Genomic DNA, 16,632 nt, shown 5'->3' with positions numbered 1-16,632 from the left:
GGCAGCCTCAAATACATTTGAAATAGTCGAAGGGCTCACGGCAGGTATTGCAGCGGTAGAGCGCTTTGCAGGCCGTGGAACCAAATTCACTGATAAGCGAGGTATCGGTGCTCGCACAGCGCGGGCAGCTCACCTCCGCGGGAACGTGGGCATGGCAGCTATGGCCGACAGGTGGGCTGATGCCATATTCACGCAAGCGCCTGCGGGCATCGTCGGTCATCCAGTCGGTGGTCCACGCGGGCTCCAGTTGCAGCACAATATGTACCGGGCTAAAGCCGTTCCCGGTCAGAGTTTCGCGGATCGCCCCCAGCAGATGCTCCGTTGCCGGACAGCCCGAATAGGTTGGCGTGAAGCCGATGACCCAGCCTTCCCCCTGCGCCTTCACGCTGCGCACCATGCCTAAGTCGGTAATGGTCAGCACCGGCACTTCCGGGTCGGGGATCTGGCTTAACAGCGCCCAAATCTGCGGGATTTGTGCAGGCGCGATGTCGACGAGGCGTTGCATGGCGTCCTCCTTTACCACTGCTGGCCGGGGTAAACGCGCTGGAGATACTGCATCTCTGCCAGCATCGGCCCGAGGTGTTCGGTATGTAGCCCCTTCTTGCCGCCCGTGCGATACGCCACCTCTTCGGGCACGCGGAGGGTGGCTTCCGCCAGGCCAGCAAACACTTCGCGCTCCCACGGGTCCCGCAGGTCGCGCGGATCAACCGCCACGCCGTCATCAATCAGCGCCAGCTCGACGTCGTCGGCGTCGAACAGTTCAGCCGTAAAGCGCCACAGGCTATCCACCGCCTGCTGCATTTTTTGTGCGGAGGTTTCTGTTCCGTCCCCCAGCCGCACCAGCCAGCCGCGGCTAAAGCGCAGGTGATAGCGTGCCTCCTTAATGGCTTTTGCCGCGATGGCGGCAAGCTGACTGTCGCTGCTATGGATCAGCCGCTCGTAGAGCGCCACGTTCCACGCATCCATCAGATACTGACGGGCAATGGTGTCAGCGAAGCTGCCGTTTGGTTGTTCCACCAGCAGCAGATTGCGGAACTGACGCTCATCGCGGCCATAGGCCAGGATGTCTTCATCGCCCTTACCCTCCCGTTCAGCGGCGTAGGTCAGGAAATTGCGCGCCTGCCCGAGCAGATCAAGGCCGATATTGGCGAGCGCCAGGTCAATTTCCAGCTCCGGCGCGTGGCCGCACCAGGCGCCCAGACGCTGTGAGAGCACCAGACCGTTGTCGCCCAGACGCAGGGCATAAGCAGATACGTTGTTCATCCCCAACCTCACATATGCTCGATGCCATCAGGGATGGTGTAAAACGTCGGATGACGGTAGACCTTACTTTCCGCCGGATCGAAAAACTCCCCGCTCTCTTCCGGCTGGGAAGCGACGATTTCACTCGCCTTCACCACCCAGATGGAACAGCCTTCGCTGCGGCGGGTATAGGCATCGCGCGCGTTTTCCAGCGCCATGCGGTCGTCGGCAGCGTGAAGGCTGCCCACATGCCGGTGCGACAGCCCCTGCTTCGAACGGACAAAAACTTCGTATAACGGCCAGTAAACATTGCTCATGGTTGATTCCTCTTATGCGGCCTGGCGGGCGCGTTGTTTTGCCGCGTGGGCCAGAGCGGCTTCACGCACCCATGCGCCGTCGTCCCAGGCTTTACGTTTTGCGGCCAGACGTTCGTGGTTGCAGATCCCACGCCCGGTGATCACCTCGTCAAATTCCTGCCAGTCGATTTCGCCGAAGCGGTAGTGGCCGCTCGCTTCATCGAAACGCAGGTCGGGGTCCGGCACGGTCATACCGAGCATCTCCACCTGAGGCACCGTGTTGTCCACGAAGCGCTGGCGAAGCTCATCGTTGCCAAAGCGTTTGATCTTCCAGGCCAGACTGCGGGCGCTGTTTGGGGAGTTGTCGTCGTTGGGTCCAAACATCATCAGCGCGGGCCACCAGAAACGGTTGATGGCGTCCTGCAACATCTGCCGCTGGGCTTCGCTGCCCTGCGCCAGCGCCATGCAGGCCTCAAAACCCTGACGCTGGTGGAAGCTCTCTTCTTTACAGATTTTCACCATCGCCCGGGCATACGGGCCGTAAGAGGTACGGCACAGCGCCACCTGGTTCACAATGGCCGCCCCGTCCACCAGCCAGCCAATGACCCCGATATCGGCCCAGCTCAGGGTCGGATAATTGAAGATGGAGGAGTATTTCATCTTGCCGTCGAGCATCTTTTGATAGATGTCCTCCCGGGCGCAGCCCAGCGTTTCCGCCGCGCTGTAGAGGTACAGGCCGTGTCCGGCTTCATCCTGCACCTTCGCCAGCAGAATGGCTTTCCGGCGCAGGGTCGGCGCGCGGGTGATCCAGTTACCTTCCGGCAGCATGCCGACAATCTCAGAGTGGGCGTGCTGTCCAATCTGGCGGATCAGCGTCTTGCGGTAGGCATCTGGCATCCAGTCCTGCGGCTCGATGGCCGTCTCCTGTGCGATGCGTTGCTCAAAGCGTTGTTCTTGCGTCACATAACCACCTTTGTGATTCGTTAAATCACCACAAATAGCAAAATGGTGAATCATTTGTTTTCTTAAAAGTTACACAAAGGTTAAATATAACCCCAAGAAGCGTTTGTTTATTTTGTGACGACGCTCGCAAGCCTTTTCATGAAAGGCCGATGACGCAAGGCTTCTGGGTGGTCAGGTTAAGCAATACAGATCACAGCGTTAACAATTCATTAAAACTCAGCTTGATTTTTATGATTCGAGATCAAACTATTTATAGTGAAATTACGAAACATCTGGAGAGAAGAAATGCAGCAGTTAGCCAGCTTCTTGTCCGGCACCTGGCAATCAGGCCGGGGCCGCGAGCGCACCATCACCCACGCCATCAGCGGGGAAACGCTATATGAAGTGACCAGCGAAGGGCTGGATATGGCGGCCGCGCGCCGTTACGCCATTGAACACGGCGGAGAAGCGCTCCGTGCAATGAGCTTTATCGAGCGCGCCGCCATGCTGAAGGCGGTGGCCAAACATCTGCTGAGCCAGAAGGATCGGTTTTATGCCCTGTCAGCTCAGACCGGCGCGACGAAGGCCGACAGCTGGGTGGATATTGAAGGCGGTATCGGCACCCTTTTCACCTACGCAAGCCTCGGCAGCCGTGAGCTGCCGGACGATACCCTGTGGCCGGAGGATGAACTGATCCCGCTGTCGAAGGAAGGCGGCTTTGCGGCACGTCACGTGTTAACGTCGAAATTCGGCGTGGCGGTGCATATCAACGCGTTCAACTTCCCGTGCTGGGGGATGCTGGAAAAGCTCGCGCCCACCTGGCTTGCCGGGATGCCCGCCATCATCAAGCCCGCCACCGCCACCGCGCAAGTGACTCAGGCGATGGTGAAAGCGATCGTCGAGAGCGGGCTGGTGCCGGACGGCGCCATCAGCCTGATCTGCGGTGGCGCGGGCGATCTGCTTAACCAGCTCGACAGCCAGGACGTGGTGACGTTTACCGGATCGGCCAGCACCGGGCAGAGTCTGCGCGTCCACCCGAATATCGTCGCGCATTCCATTCCGTTTACCATGGAAGCAGATTCTCTCAACTGCTGCGTGCTGGGTGAGGACGTGACGCCGGAACACCCGGAGTTTGCGCTGTTTATCCGAGAAGTGGTGCGCGAGATGACTGCCAAAGCCGGGCAAAAATGTACCGCCATCCGCCGCATCATCGTGCCGGAAGCGCAGATTGACGCCGTCAGCCAGGCGCTGATTGCGCGGCTGGAGAAAGTGGTCGTCGGCGATCCGGCCCAGGAAGGGGTGAAGATGGGGGCCCTCGTCAACGGTGAGCAACGTGCTGACGTGCAGGAAAAAGTCGATCATCTGCTTGCCGCGGGCTGCCAGATCCGTCTGGGTGGTAAAGCCGATTTGCAGGCGGCTGGCGCATTCTTCCCGCCCACCCTGCTGTTCTGCCCGCAGCCGGACGAAACCCCGGCCGTCCACGCCACCGAAGCCTTTGGCCCCGTCGCAACCCTGATGCCCTGCCGTAACACCGAACACGCCATGCAGCTGGCGCGGGCGGGTGGCGGCAGCCTGGTGGGAACGCTGGTTACGGCAGATACCCGCATGGCGCGGCAGTTTATTGCCGGGGCAGCGCGCGCCCACGGACGCATTCAGATCCTCAACCAGGAATCCTCGAAAGAATCCACCGGCCACGGTTCACCGCTGCCGCAGCTGGTGCACGGTGGTCCGGGACGTGCGGGCGGCGGCGAAGAGCTGGGCGGCCTGCGCGCGGTGAAGCACTATCTTCAGCGCACGGCCATTCAGGGCAGCCCGTCCATGCTCGCCGCGATCGGTAAACAGTGGGTCCGTGGCGCGGAGGTGCAGGAAGATCGCGTTCATCCCTTCCGTAAATACTTCGAGGAGTTACAGCCGGGCGACAGCCTGCTGACCCCGCGTCGTACCCTGACGGAAGCGGATATCGTGAATTTTGCCTGCCTGAGCGGGGATCATTTCTACGCCCATATGGACAAAATTGGCGCGGCGGAGTCGATTTTTGGTGAGCGCGTGGTACACGGTTATTTCCTGATTTCCGCCGCGGCGGGGCTGTTTGTCGATGCCGGGGTTGGGCCGGTTATTGCCAACTACGGCATGGAAAACCTGCGCTTTATCGAGCCGGTCAAGCCGGGTGATACCATTCAGGTGCGCCTGACCTGTAAACGTAAAACGCTGAAGAAACAGCGCACTGCCGAGGAAAAACCCACCGGCGTGGTGGAATGGGCGGTGGAGATCTTCAACCAGCACCAGCAGGCCGTGGCGCTCTACTCCATCCTGACGCTGGTGGCGCGCCAGCAGGGTGACTTCTGACGCACCTCTTTCTTGCCGGGTGTCGCTCCGCTTACCCGGCCTACAACTACCTGACCGGGGTGTGATGCACCCCCGCTCTTTTTTTAACCTGGCAAGACTGACAAACAACCTGGCAGATGCAGGCAAACGCTTTTCGTGCGCGCCTGTCAGGATAAGGCTGACACAACACAATAAACACAACAAGATGAGGTCTGCGATGGGAAGCAATTCTTCTTTTTCTGCCCGTAGAACGGCACTGGCCATGGCCGTTGCGCTCTGTTGCGCCTGGCAATCCCCTGTTTACGCTCACGGCAGCGAGGCGCATATGGTCCCGATGGACAAAACGCTTCAGGCGTTTGGCGCGGACGTGCAGTGGGATGATTACGCCCAGATGTTCACCATCGTCAAAGACGGTGCCTTTGTGAAGGTCAAACCCGGCGCAAATACCGCCATCGTTAACGGCAAACCGCTGACGCTCCAGGTGCCCGTGGTGATGAAGAACAATAAGGCGTTTATCCCGGAGACCTTTATCAACGATGTTTTTCAGTCCGGTCTTGATCAGACATTCCAGGTTGAAAAAAGCCCCCACCCGTTAAACGCGCTGACGGCTGATGAAATCAACCAGGCCGTAGCCATTGTGAAAGCCTCTGCGGATTTTAAACCCAATACCCGCTTTACCCAGATTGCGCTGGCGGAGCCAGAAAAGGCCAAAGTCTGGGACTTTGTGCTTAACGGCACGGCGGTGGATGCGCCCCGCCAGGCCAATATCATCATGCTTGATGGTAAACACATCATCGAAAGCCGGGTGGATCTGAAGGACAAAAAGATCCTCCGCTGGGAGCCGATCAAAGACGCGCACGGCATGGTGCTGCTGGATGACTTCAATACCGTGCAGCAGATCATCAATGAAAGCCCGGAGTTTGCCGCCGTGCTGAAAAAGCGCGGCATTACCGACCCGAAGAAAGTGATCACCACTCCGCTTACCGTCGGCTTTTTTGACGGCAAGGATGGGCTGAAACAGGAAGACCGCCTGCTGAAAGTGATCAGCTATCTCGACGTGGGCGACGGTAACTACTGGGCGCACCCGATCGAAAACCTGGTTGCGGTGGTGGATCTCGAGCAGAAGAAAATCCAGAAGATTGAGGAAGGCCCGGTCGTGCCGGTTCCGCTCACGCCGCGCCCTTATGATGGCCGCGACCGCGTTGAAACGGTGAAAAAACCGCTGGAAATTATCGAGCCGGAAGGCAAGAACTACACCATCACCGGGGACAGGGTGCACTGGCAGAACTGGGATTTTCATCTGAGCCTGGACTCACGCGTCGGCCCGATAATCTCCACCGTGACCTATAACGACAACGGCAAAAAGCGACAGGTGATGTATCAGGGATCGCTCGGCGGCATGATTGTGCCGTACGGCGACCCGGATATCGGCTGGTACTTTAAAGCCTACCTGGACTCCGGCGATTACGGCATGGGTACCCTGACCTCCCCGCTGGTGCGCGGCAAGGATGTTCCGTCTAACGCCGTGATGCTCAACGAAACCATCCCGGATTACACCGGCGCGCCAATGGAGATCCCCCGGGCGATCGCCATTTTCGAGCGTTACGCCGGGCCGGAATATAAGCATCAGGAATTAGGTAAACCCAACGTCAGCACCGAACGCCGCGAGCTGGTGGTGCGCTGGGTCAGCACCGTGGGTAACTACGATTACATCTTCGACTGGGTATTCCACGAAAACGGCACTATCGGCATTGATGCAGGGGCTACGGGCATTGAAGCGGTGAAAGGCGTGCAGACGAAAACCATGCATGATGCCACCGCGAAGGATGACACCCGATACGGAACGCTGATCGACCATAATATTGTCGGTACCACCCACCAGCACATCTACAACTTCCGTCTGGATATGGACGTGGACGGCATCAACAATAAGCTGGTGGCCATGGATCCGGACGTCAAACCGAACACCGCTGGCGGACCGCGCACCAGCACCATGCAGGTTAATCAGTATGATATTGATACCGAACAGCAGGCGGCGCAGAAGTTTGACCCGGGCACCATCCGCCTGCTGAGCAATACCAGCAAAGAGAACCGCATGGGCAACCCGGTCTCGTATCAGATCATCCCTTACGCGGGCGGCACACACCCGGTAGCGTCCGGCGCGAAGTTTGCCCCGGACGAGTGGATTTATCACCGCCTGAGCTTTATGGATAAACAGCTGTGGGTGACGCGTTACCATCCCGACGAGATGTACCCGGAGGGAAAATACCCGAACCGTTCCACGCACGATACCGGCCTCGGCCAGTACAGCAAAGATAACGAATCGCTGAACGACCAGGATAACGTCATCTGGATGACCACCGGCACCACCCATGTCGCCCGTGCCGAGGAGTGGCCGATAATGCCGACGGAATGGGTGCACACGTTACTCAAGCCGTGGAATTTCTTTGACGAGACGCCAACGCTCGGCAAGAAAAAAGAGCAGAAATAACCCACCGACCGGGCGTAATGCCCGGTTTTTCATCCGCTTACTTGCTGAATTACTCTCCCCGATTATAGTTATTGTTACCTCGCTTAATCCTTTTGCATTTCTTGACACACTTTCACCAGGATTCGGAGTCTCCACAAACAACGTCACAGTTTACTGAGAGGTTTTAGGATGAGAATCAATGAGATCGTCAGGAGTCTCGCGCTGGCGGGATGTTTTATTTCTGCCAGTTCCGCCTGGGCCGCAGAAGCACCTAAGGATGCCACCGCAGCAACGCAACAGGCCAACAACGCACTCTTCAACCAGCTTCCTTTCTCCGATAACACCGATTTTACCAACGCCCACAAAGGGTTTATTGCCCCGCTGCCTCAGGACATTATCAAAGGTGAGCAAGGCAACACCGTCTGGGATCCGCAGCAGTACGCTTTTATCAAAGAAGGCGATAAGGCGCCCGACTCGGTTAACCCGAGCTTATGGCGTCAGTCCCAGCTGATTAACATCAGCGGTCTGTTTGAAGTGACCGAAGGCGTTTACCAGATCCGTAACCTCGACCTGTCAAACATGACCATTATTGAAGGTAAAGAAGGCATTACCGTGGTCGACCCGCTGGTGTCGGCGGAAACGGCCAAAGTCGGGATGGATCTTTACTATAAAAATCGCGGTAATAAGCCTGTGGTCGCCGTTATTTACACCCACAGCCACGTTGACCACTATGGCGGCGTGCGCGGCGTGGTGGACGAAGCAGATGTGAAGTCCGGCAAGGTGAAAGTCTACGCGCCCGCCGGATTTATGGAGGCCGCCGTCGCGGAGAATATCATGGCGGGTAACGTCATGAGCCGCCGCGCCAGCTATATGTACGGCAACCTGCTGAAGCCGGATGCGAAGGGCCAGGTCGGCGCGGGTCTCGGCACCACCACCTCCGCCGGGACGGTGACCCTGATCGCCCCGACCAATATCATCGAGAAAGATGGTCAGAAAGAGGTGATCGACGGCCTGACCTATGATTTTATGCTCGCGCCGGGATCGGAAGCGCCTTCTGAGATGCTCTGGTATATCGAAGAGAAAAAGCTGATCGAGTCTGCGGAAGATGTCACCCATACCCTGCACAACACCTACTCCCTGCGCGGGGCGAAAATTCGTGAACCATTGCCATGGTCGAAATACATCAACCAGGCGATTGTACGCTGGGGTGATAAAGCCGAAATCATTATGGCGCAGCACCACTGGCCGACATGGGGCAACGACAACGTGGTTAACCTGCTGAAAAGCCAGCGCGACCTGTATCGCTACATCAACGACCAGACCCTGCGCATGGCGAACGAAGGGCTGACCCGTGACGAGATTGCCGCCAACTTCAAACTGCCAAACTCCCTGGCCAATACCTGGGCAAACCGTGGCTATTACGGTTCTGTCAGCCATGACGTTAAAGCGACCTACGTGCTCTATTTAGGCTGGTTTGACGGCAACCCGGCGACCCTGGACGAACTGCCGCCTGAAGAAGCCGCGAAGAAATTTGTGGACTATATGGGCGGTGCGGATGCCATCCTGAGCAAAGCGAAAACCGACTTTGACCAGGGGAACTACCGCTGGGTGGCCCAGGTGGTCAGCAAAGTGGTCTTTGCCGATCCAAATAATCAGGCCGCGCGAAACCTGGAGGCGGATGCGCTGGAGCAGCTGGGTTATCAGGCTGAATCAGGCCCGTGGCGTAACTTCTACCTGACCGGCGCCCAGGAGCTGCGTAACGGCGTGGTGAAAGGACCGACCCCGAACACCGCCAGCCCGGATACCGTGCGCGCGATGACGCCAGAAATGTTCTTTGACTATCTGGCGGTGCACATTAACGGTGAAAAAGCGGCGGATGCAAAATCGGTGTTTAACATCGACCTCGGCAGCGACGGCGGTAAATACAAGCTGGAGCTGGAAAATGGCGTGCTGAACCACACGGCGAACGCCGAAGCGAAAGACGCTGACGCGACCGTGACCCTCAACCGCGATACGCTGAATAAAATCATCCTGAAAGAAGTGACGCTTAAACAGGCGCAGGATAACGGCGATATCAAAGTGACCGGCGATGCCGCAAAACTTGATGCCATGCTCGGTTACATGGATAAATTTGAATTCTGGTTTAACATTGTGACCCCGTAAAGGCAGCACTCGCGGGCGGACGTTCCGCCCGCTCAAGGAAAATTCTCTTCAATGGAAAAAAGACATCCAGCCACACCCGAACCCGCGATATGGCCTACCCGTAAATCAATGGTTGTTCACGGGCTGGCCGTGAACCTGCCGTGGCTCGCCTTTGTGAATGCCAGCTTTGCCCTTATGGTCCTGCTGCGCAATTCGCTGTTCGGCCATATCGATGCCCTCCTGCACATCAGCCCCCCTCTGCGGCAGATGATTGACGCCTCCATGCTGGGCGTGGTGATCCTTTCCGTGGCGCTGGTGATCATGGCCTGGCGCCACATCCGCGGCGTCAGCGCCGTTTTGTTTATGTGCAGCCTGCTGTGGTCGATAAGTTGTTACTGGTTTATCAACGTGTTACAGCTTCCTCATCCCTGGCCTATATTCGTTACCCTGCTGATGGCCGGTATGACCGCGCTCTATTTTCACCCGGTGGCACTGCTCTGCTTCACCGTGCCGCTATGGGTAAGCCTGCCCGTTGCCAGCATGCTGCTGAATCAGGAAATTAATTATCGCTTTGCCGGGCTGTGGGTGGTGTTCACGTTCATTCTCGTGTGCGGGCGCTATATCCTGTTGAGCTGGTTTGAAGAGGCGTGGCGTCGCAACCAGCAGAATCAGCGTTTAATTTCGCGGCTGGATGCGCTGGCCCATCAGGATCCGCTGACGAAAACGGCCAACCGCCGGGCGATGGAGCTGGTGCTGGAAAATGCCGTAGAGCAAGGCAAACGCTTCGCGGTGCTGATGCTGGATGTCGATTACTTCAAATTGTATAACGACACCTACGGTCACCAGGCCGGAGATGCGTGTCTCGCGCGGGTGGCAGAGGTGCTGAACACCTCGGTGCGCACGCCAGAGGATGTGGTTTCGCGCTACGGTGGCGAGGAGTTTGTGGTGATCCTCTTTGACTGCGAAGAAAGCATTGCTGAGAAAGTCGCCGCGCGGATCCAGGCTGGCCTGCGCAACGCAGCCATTCCGCACAGCGCGTCGAAGGTGAGTGAATGTGTGACGGCGAGTATGGGCATTGCAGGCTATACCGCAGGGCTGGCCGGCCCGGAAATCATTGCCCGCGCCGATGCGGCGCTGTACAGGGCGAAGGAGGCCGGGCGGGATCGGTGGTCGCGTTAAATAATGCCGGGTGGCGGCTACGCCTTACCCGGCCTACGGGATCGGTTTCGTAGGCCGGGTAAGCGCAGCGCCACCCGGCGTTTTTTTAATACCGCACACACACCGACTTGGTTTCACACCAGCCGTCCAGCCAGTCGGGGCCGAAATCGCGCCCGGTGCCGGACTGCTTCATGCCGCCGAACGGCAGGTTGGCGTCTATCAGCGTGTGGCTGTTCACCCACACGGTTCCGGCCTGTAACCTGTCGGTATACGCCAGCGCTTTACTGATGTTCTGCGTCCAGACGCTGGCCGTTAAGCCATATTCAGTGTCATTCGCCAGCTGAAGCGCCTCTTTCCCATCGGCCACACGAACCAGGTTCACCACCGGCCCGAAGACCTCTTCACGCGTCAGTCGCAGATGATTATCCGGGTTGACCACCAGCGTTGGCGAAACGTAATAGCCTTTGCCGTCTGGCCCCCGGTTCCCGGCGATCAGCTCCGCATTGTGCGCCTTCGCCTCATCCAGGAACGCCTGAACCTTATCGCAGTGGGCGCGCGACACCAGCGGGTTGATAAACGCCTCCGGCGACATGCCCGGCCCGACGCTGAGGGATTTCACGGCCTGTTCAAACCCGCTGACCAGCGTATCGAACAGCGGAGCCTCAATATAAATGCGCGAGCTGGCCGCGCAGACCTGCCCCTGGTTCAGGAAGCTGCCGGTCATCAGCCCTTCAATCACCCACGCCGGATCGGCATCTTTCAGCACGATGGCCGGGTTTTTGCCGCCCAGCTCCAGCGTCACGCCCGTTAGCGTGTCCGCCGCCGCGCGGGCAATCTGCTTGCCCGTCGCCGTCGAACCGGTAAAGCTCACTTTGGCAATGCGCGGGTGCGAGGTCAGCGCCGCGCCACAGACGGCGCCGCTGCCGGTCACCACGTTGAAAACACCCTCCGGGATCCCCGCCTCGCTCGCCAGTTCCGCCACCCGTAACAGGGTGAGCGGCGTGGTTTCCGACGGTTTGATCACGATGGAGCAACCTGCCGCCAGCGCGGGCATCACTTTCCACATGCCAATCATCAGCGGGAAGTTCCACGGCACAATCCCCGCCACGACTCCCACCGGCTCTTTACGCGTCCACGCCTGATAACGCGCGCCCTGCGGCAGTGGAATCGAGAGATCGAGGGTTTTACCGGCAATTTTGGTGGACAGCCCTGCCGTGTAGCGCATCCAGTTCAGGGTGCAGCCCACCTCGAAGGCGCGGGAAATGTTAATCGATTTCCCCTGCTCCAGGGTTTCGAGCTGTGCCAGCTCTTCGCCATGCTGTTCCACCAGATCCGCAAACCGCAGCAGGATACGTTCACGCTCTGCCGGCAGCCGTCCGGCCCAGCTTCGGGCGACAAAGGCGCGCCAGCCAGACATCACCGCACGATCGACATCATCGACGCTGGCATCGGCGGTGGTGGCAATAACCTCTCCGGTCGCCGGGTTGTAGACGTTCAGACGCTTTTCGCTATCGGATGCCGCCTGACGCCCTTCGATCCACAGGCCGTGCTGGCGATCTAAAAACTGCTGCACGCCCGGCAGGATGGCGACGTGTGATTCGGACATAGGATACTCCTTCGTTATGCTTCGCAGGGTGTGTATGCAGTCTAAGAGGGGATTCGCATTCCTGCTTTTGTCTGTGTGACATTCGCTTTGCCAGCTGTGACAGGCTCCGCAAATCGTGATAATTCCCGCTTATATCGCTGTAACCGTTGAGTGTTCTTTCCTATAGTCAGCCTCGTAGCCCTGACAAAATGCAACATAAATGCAACAATGCGAAAACAGTGACGGTGCAGCGAGAACATCAATGGCGTGTGCAAGCGAACAGGACAATTTTCAGCAGTGGCTGGCGCAAATTAACCAGGTTTGTGGGCGCTTTGCGGCACGTCCGTTAGAGGGGGCGTTTCTCGGCGAGCTGGAAACCAGCTATACCCAAAGTCTGAAACTGAGCACGGTGACCGCCGCAGGCGTTAACCTGTTTCGCACCCGTCAGGAGATCAAAAACGGCAACGATGCCTGGTTCTACACCGTGTTTCAGCTGGAAGGCAGCGCCGGAATCGAACAGGACGACCAGCGCGCGATGCTGAAAGCCGGGGATATCACGCTGATTGACGCCTCCCGCCCGTGCTCCATTTACTGGCAGGAGCGTTCCCGCCAGATTTCGCTCCTGCTCCCGCGGCAAATCATTGAGCAACACGCGCGTTTTCAGGAAGTGAGGTGCGCGCTGCCCCTCTCCCGCAGTCTGCCTACCGTACAGCTGAGCTACCGTCTGTTGCAGGAGAGCATGGGCAATGCCGATCTCAGCGCCAGTGAAAGCGAAGCGGCGCTGGAGGCGATGGTGTGTCTGCTGCGTCCGGCCTTCCAGCAGCGTGACGAGGTGCTGCCGCGCAAGGAGCGTCAGTTCCGCCACGTTTTGTCCCTGATTGATGATCATATTCAGTCGGAGGCGTTAAGACCGGAGTGGATAGCCTCAGAGAGTGGCATGTCCGTGCGTAGCTTGTACCGCATGTTTGCCGGGAAAGGGCTGGTGGTGGCGCAGTATATTAAGAACCGTCGCCTCGATTTATGCGCTCAGGCGCTGCGTTCCATCAGCGATGACGAAAAGCTGGCGGGGATTGGCTACAGCTGGGGCTTTACCGACCATAGCCATTTTTCCACCGCCTTTAAGCAGCGTTTCGGGGTTTCGCCGGGCGAATACCGTAAGCGTTACCGCTAGCTATTTTTTCAGCCACTTGCCGTTAATTCCCTTCACGTACTCACCCGGCTGCGCGCGGGCCACCAGCTTTTGCCCCGCCATTTTCGCCACCTCGTCGACGGGCAAATTATTACTGTCAGCCAGCTGCTGGTAACTTTCCGTGCGTGCGGCGTTGATACGGTTCACCAGCGCCAGGGTTTCAGCGTCGTGCTGAACGGGCGCAAGATAGCCGCTCAGGGTTTCCCCTACGCGCCCCTGGGCACGCGCATCGTTGAGCGTAAGCGTGGCGGCGTGAACGTTCATCCCCAGCGCCAGTAACATCAGAGCTAATCGTTTCATGACATCCTCAGAACAGATCGCTGCGGGATTTCAGCAGGGCTTCAACGTCTTTATCCACCTTGATATGGATTTCATGCTCGATTTTCACGTTCATGTTGATGGTGATCGGCTCTTTGGGCGCCGCCACTTCAATGCGCGGCGTGCAGCCTGACAGCAGCGCGACGACGGCCACGGTGAGTACACCAGCCCTCTTTTTCATTGTTGTTCCTCACTTTCCTTGCCTGTCGAACCGCGGAGAAGGGGTATCGCCGCATGTTGCTCAAACCATGTTTGCAGATTGTCCCCAAAGCGCAGGCTGCGCCAGAGGGTAAAAATGTTCTCTTCATGGGTGTAATTCAGGTTTACGAAACTGCTTTTGCCTTCGACGCGGCTGGTGCCTTTAATGGCCGCCTGCATGGTTAACACACCCAGATTATCCACATTGAGTTTTGTCCACGACTGCGAAATTTCCATATAGCGGAGCCAGTTGATCGCCGCCCCGGCAACCATGTTGTCTTTCACAATGGCATCCGCCGTGTCCTGGTCGATGCGCAGCGTCATCGGCCCCGGGTTGGTCAGCCAGCCATCTTTAATGATCCATTTTTCATTGTCCAGCCAGAACGGCAGCGCGCCGCTCACCGGGCCGGACATGGCAAACTGCTTCGGATTCACCGCGCTTATCAGTTCGCTGGAGGAAATATTATCCACGCGCAGTAAAGCCGGATCGTGCTGCGGCATTCTCAACTGCTGCATGGTGATTTTCCCGCCGAGCGCTTCCACCTTCACGTTGGTGAGCAGGAGCGGGTTCGCTTCGGTCCAGGGATAATCGCCCTGGAGATCCGCGGTGATATTTCGGGCTGTGACCAGGTTTTTCACCTCGTCGATTCGTAACGTTACCGGCCCGCGCGTGCCCAGCGACCAGGTACCCTGGCTTAAGCGGAACGGAAGAACAAAATCCACGCCGTTGATCTCGTTATCCGGCATCCACGCGCTGCCCGCTTTCAGCACCCCGTGCCCCCCGGCCTCAAACCCCTGATCGGGGGCCGCGGAGAAAGCCACCTGCGCGTACATTTCGCCGCCGCGCAGGGTCATTTTCCAGTCTGGCGGGATCAGCGGCTGAAACACCGTAAGAGACTGTTTTGGCCACCAGGCCTGACCGCGAAGGCGTTCGCCGTCCCAGCGTCCATTCACCTGGACCGGGCCGATGTCGTCCGCATGCAGGTTCCCTTTAAACTGGAACACCGTCGGGTCTGTCCCGTCAACGCTGAAGGTCAAAACGGACGGCGGCAGCACGCTTCCGCCTGAAAAGCTTGTTTGCCCGGCGTTAAGCGCGAGCGCGCCGCTAAAGGTGGGGTTATCCGGGTCCCGCGACCAGCGCACCGGGTGATCCAACACCAGGCGCGGCTTGCTGACCAGCATCGTACCGTACTGCAATTTGTCGAACCCCGTGGAAAGATCGGTCAGTTCGATAACGTTGTCGCGCCACTCCCCGGTTCCCCGGACATCCCAGCGCGCGTTCATTGGCGTGAAATTCCCTTTACCCCAGTAGCGCCACTGCCACAAACCGTTGTCCGGTAAAAAGTCGTTAGCCTGGCCGTCCAGATGCAGCTCAAAATCGCCCATCTCGTTTTCATGCGCCCGCAGAATGGCTTGCAGGCGGCCGTCCACGCCCTTCTGCGTGAGCTTCACGCCCGCCAGCGGCCAGCGGATCTCATCGATATCCAGCGAGTCGATGATGCGCCCGCGCGAGCGCAATAAAGCGCCGGGTTCAAACGTAAGCTGCGGATCGTAAAGGCTGCCGGTCAGCATCGCCGGGAGCCTGGCATACAGGATCAGATCGTTTTGCTTGGCTTCCCCGCTCAGGTGCAGCGGCATAGCGCTGTTATCCATACTGAGCGAGCCGGGACCGATATTCAGCACCGCGTTGCCCTTACCCGCATCCCCCTGGGTCAGCACGTTGAGCCGCCCCGTGAAGGTGGCTTTCTCCAGCCCCTGCTGCCAGTTATCCACTTTCAGCCCGACGCGTCCGCTCATTGGCACGCCGGAGGCTAACCAGTTCCAGCGTCCGTCGCTGATGGTCAGCTGCTGAGCGGTGATCTGCCACGGTAAATCGAGCAGCGGCTCGGGGTTGTCCCGCGCCATGACCACCAGCTGGCCCTGATTGTCCTCCCAGTCCAGATCGGCATCGACCAGCGAGGATAACTGTGGCACGTTAAAGGTCGCGACCGTATGCCCTTTCACCGGCACGCCGTCCGGCACCAGCGGCAGGGTAAATTCACCAACCAGCTTCACGGGCTGCGGCTGATCCGGCAGTTGCACATCGAACTGGCTGATGGAGAGGGTCTGGCCGCGCAACTGCCCCTTAATGCTCACCTGCTCGCCGTTATAGGTGATGTCCTGGCGGGCTGGCGTGAGTGAGGCTTGCAGCTCACCCTCCCACTGCTGCCAGGGAGAAAGGGTAAAGCGGTGGATGGTCAGCCAGGTGTTGGGCAGGATGGCCTGCCACTGCGCCAGCGTTTTCGGCGCCACCGTTGAGGGCGCCGATTGCGGTAATTTGCTCAGGCAGACAGAGTTAAGTGTAAGTGCGCCAATATCCAGATCCCAGCGGCTGGGATGTGACAGGGTCACGTTTTCCACGCGGGCAATTTCACACTCTTCTACCAGATAGCGGAGATCGGGGATGATCAGGGCGTGACGCGTGAGCCGTGGGCTTTTTTCAAACGCGATGCGCGTTCCAACGGGGAGCCAGATCCCGGCGAGCGTGGGTACCCACTGGGCGAGCGTCATCAGCAGCGTCAGCGGCACAAGAAATAGCAGCAGTAATAGCGCGATTGCGGCTTTGTATTTACCCTTCATGGGCAGTTAATATCCTGATTTTGCGAAAAAAATAAGCCGTTCTTGCCGCTCATTGTCGCATGTTTAGCCAGTCAGTTGAAGGTAATGCCATTTTTAAGAGTAGATGCTCTACAATAATTCATAGAACTTATTGATTTCAATGAATTTT

General features: G+C 58.3%; 13 protein-coding genes. 5 read left to right on the top strand and 8 right to left on the bottom strand.

What is annotated here, in order from left to right; all coding sequences use genetic code 11:
- Positions 1-7: 7 nt before the first annotated feature.
- From paaD to paaA, 4 genes are read right to left on the bottom strand one after another with little or no spacing between them, the layout of a single operon-like run.
- Entirely contained in the window at positions 8-505 is a 498-nt protein-coding gene (gene paaD / locus LOC22_RS20710; RefSeq protein ID WP_003857347.1) for a 1,2-phenylacetyl-CoA epoxidase subunit PaaD, read from the bottom strand.
- Between the two features lie 11 nt (positions 506-516).
- Positions 517-1,263 carry a 1,2-phenylacetyl-CoA epoxidase subunit PaaC gene (gene paaC / locus LOC22_RS20705; RefSeq protein WP_230239171.1) on the bottom strand — a complete coding sequence of 249 codons (747 nt, stop codon included), beginning with the start codon at positions 1,261-1,263 and terminating at the stop codon, positions 517-519.
- Between the two features lie 8 nt (positions 1,264-1,271).
- Entirely contained in the window at positions 1,272-1,559 is a 288-nt protein-coding gene (gene paaB / locus LOC22_RS20700; protein ID WP_003857353.1) for a 1,2-phenylacetyl-CoA epoxidase subunit PaaB, read from the bottom strand.
- A gap of 12 nt (positions 1,560-1,571) precedes the next feature.
- Complete coding sequence (gene paaA / locus LOC22_RS20695; RefSeq protein WP_230239170.1) at positions 1,572-2,501, bottom strand: 1,2-phenylacetyl-CoA epoxidase subunit PaaA; 930 nt, start codon at positions 2,499-2,501, stop codon at positions 1,572-1,574.
- A 285-nt stretch (positions 2,502-2,786) separates the two neighbouring features.
- Between paaA and paaZ the strand changes: the two genes are divergently transcribed.
- The 4 genes from paaZ (at position 2,787) to LOC22_RS20675 (ending at position 10,596) form a co-directional block, all read left to right on the top strand.
- Complete coding sequence (paaZ, locus tag LOC22_RS20690) at positions 2,787-4,826, top strand: phenylacetic acid degradation bifunctional protein PaaZ (RefSeq protein ID WP_230239169.1); 2,040 nt, start codon at positions 2,787-2,789, stop codon at positions 4,824-4,826.
- Between the two features lie 196 nt (positions 4,827-5,022).
- Positions 5,023-7,296, top strand: a complete 2,274-nt coding sequence (tynA, locus tag LOC22_RS20685; protein WP_023296556.1) for a primary-amine oxidase — start codon at positions 5,023-5,025, stop codon at positions 7,294-7,296.
- Between the two features lie 168 nt (positions 7,297-7,464).
- Positions 7,465-9,438 (top strand): alkyl/aryl-sulfatase, encoded by a 1,974-nt coding sequence (locus LOC22_RS20680; RefSeq protein ID WP_017693485.1) that lies wholly within the window; start codon positions 7,465-7,467, stop codon positions 9,436-9,438.
- 51 nt (positions 9,439-9,489) lie between these two features.
- Entirely contained in the window at positions 9,490-10,596 is a 1,107-nt protein-coding gene (locus LOC22_RS20675; protein ID WP_230239168.1) for a GGDEF domain-containing protein, read from the top strand.
- Between the two features lie 85 nt (positions 10,597-10,681).
- Here LOC22_RS20675 and LOC22_RS20670 read toward each other — a convergent pair whose 3' ends face one another.
- A complete protein-coding gene (locus LOC22_RS20670) occupies positions 10,682-12,181 on the bottom strand; it encodes an aldehyde dehydrogenase family protein (RefSeq protein ID WP_230239167.1) in 1,500 nt (499 codons plus the stop codon).
- 241 nt (positions 12,182-12,422) lie between these two features.
- Here LOC22_RS20670 and feaR point away from each other — a divergent pair, with 241 nt between their 5' ends.
- A complete protein-coding gene (gene feaR / locus LOC22_RS20665; RefSeq protein ID WP_063132781.1) occupies positions 12,423-13,331 on the top strand; it encodes a transcriptional regulator FeaR in 909 nt (302 codons plus the stop codon).
- On the opposite strand, the gene LOC22_RS20660 is transcribed toward feaR, so the two are convergent.
- The 3 genes from LOC22_RS20660 to LOC22_RS20650 are packed head-to-tail and all read right to left on the bottom strand — an operon-like array spanning position 13,332 to position 16,484.
- Positions 13,332-13,649 (bottom strand): YdbL family protein, encoded by a 318-nt coding sequence (locus tag LOC22_RS20660; protein WP_006808832.1) that lies wholly within the window; start codon positions 13,647-13,649, stop codon positions 13,332-13,334. It lies immediately after the preceding gene.
- A 7-nt stretch (positions 13,650-13,656) separates the two neighbouring features.
- Positions 13,657-13,848, bottom strand: a complete 192-nt coding sequence (locus LOC22_RS20655; protein WP_003857369.1) for a YnbE family lipoprotein — start codon at positions 13,846-13,848, stop codon at positions 13,657-13,659.
- Positions 13,845-16,484: a YdbH family protein gene (locus tag LOC22_RS20650; protein WP_230239166.1), complete on the bottom strand. Its 2,640-nt coding sequence runs from the start codon at positions 16,482-16,484 to the stop codon at positions 13,845-13,847. The genes LOC22_RS20655 and LOC22_RS20650 overlap by 4 nt, the downstream gene beginning before the upstream one ends.
- Positions 16,485-16,632: the final 148 nt, after the last annotated feature.

The organism is Enterobacter sp. AN-K1, assembly GCF_020971765.1.
Taxonomy (GTDB): domain Bacteria; phylum Pseudomonadota; class Gammaproteobacteria; order Enterobacterales; family Enterobacteriaceae; genus Enterobacter; species Enterobacter hormaechei_C.
This window is presented reverse-complemented; position numbering and strand designations above follow the sequence as displayed.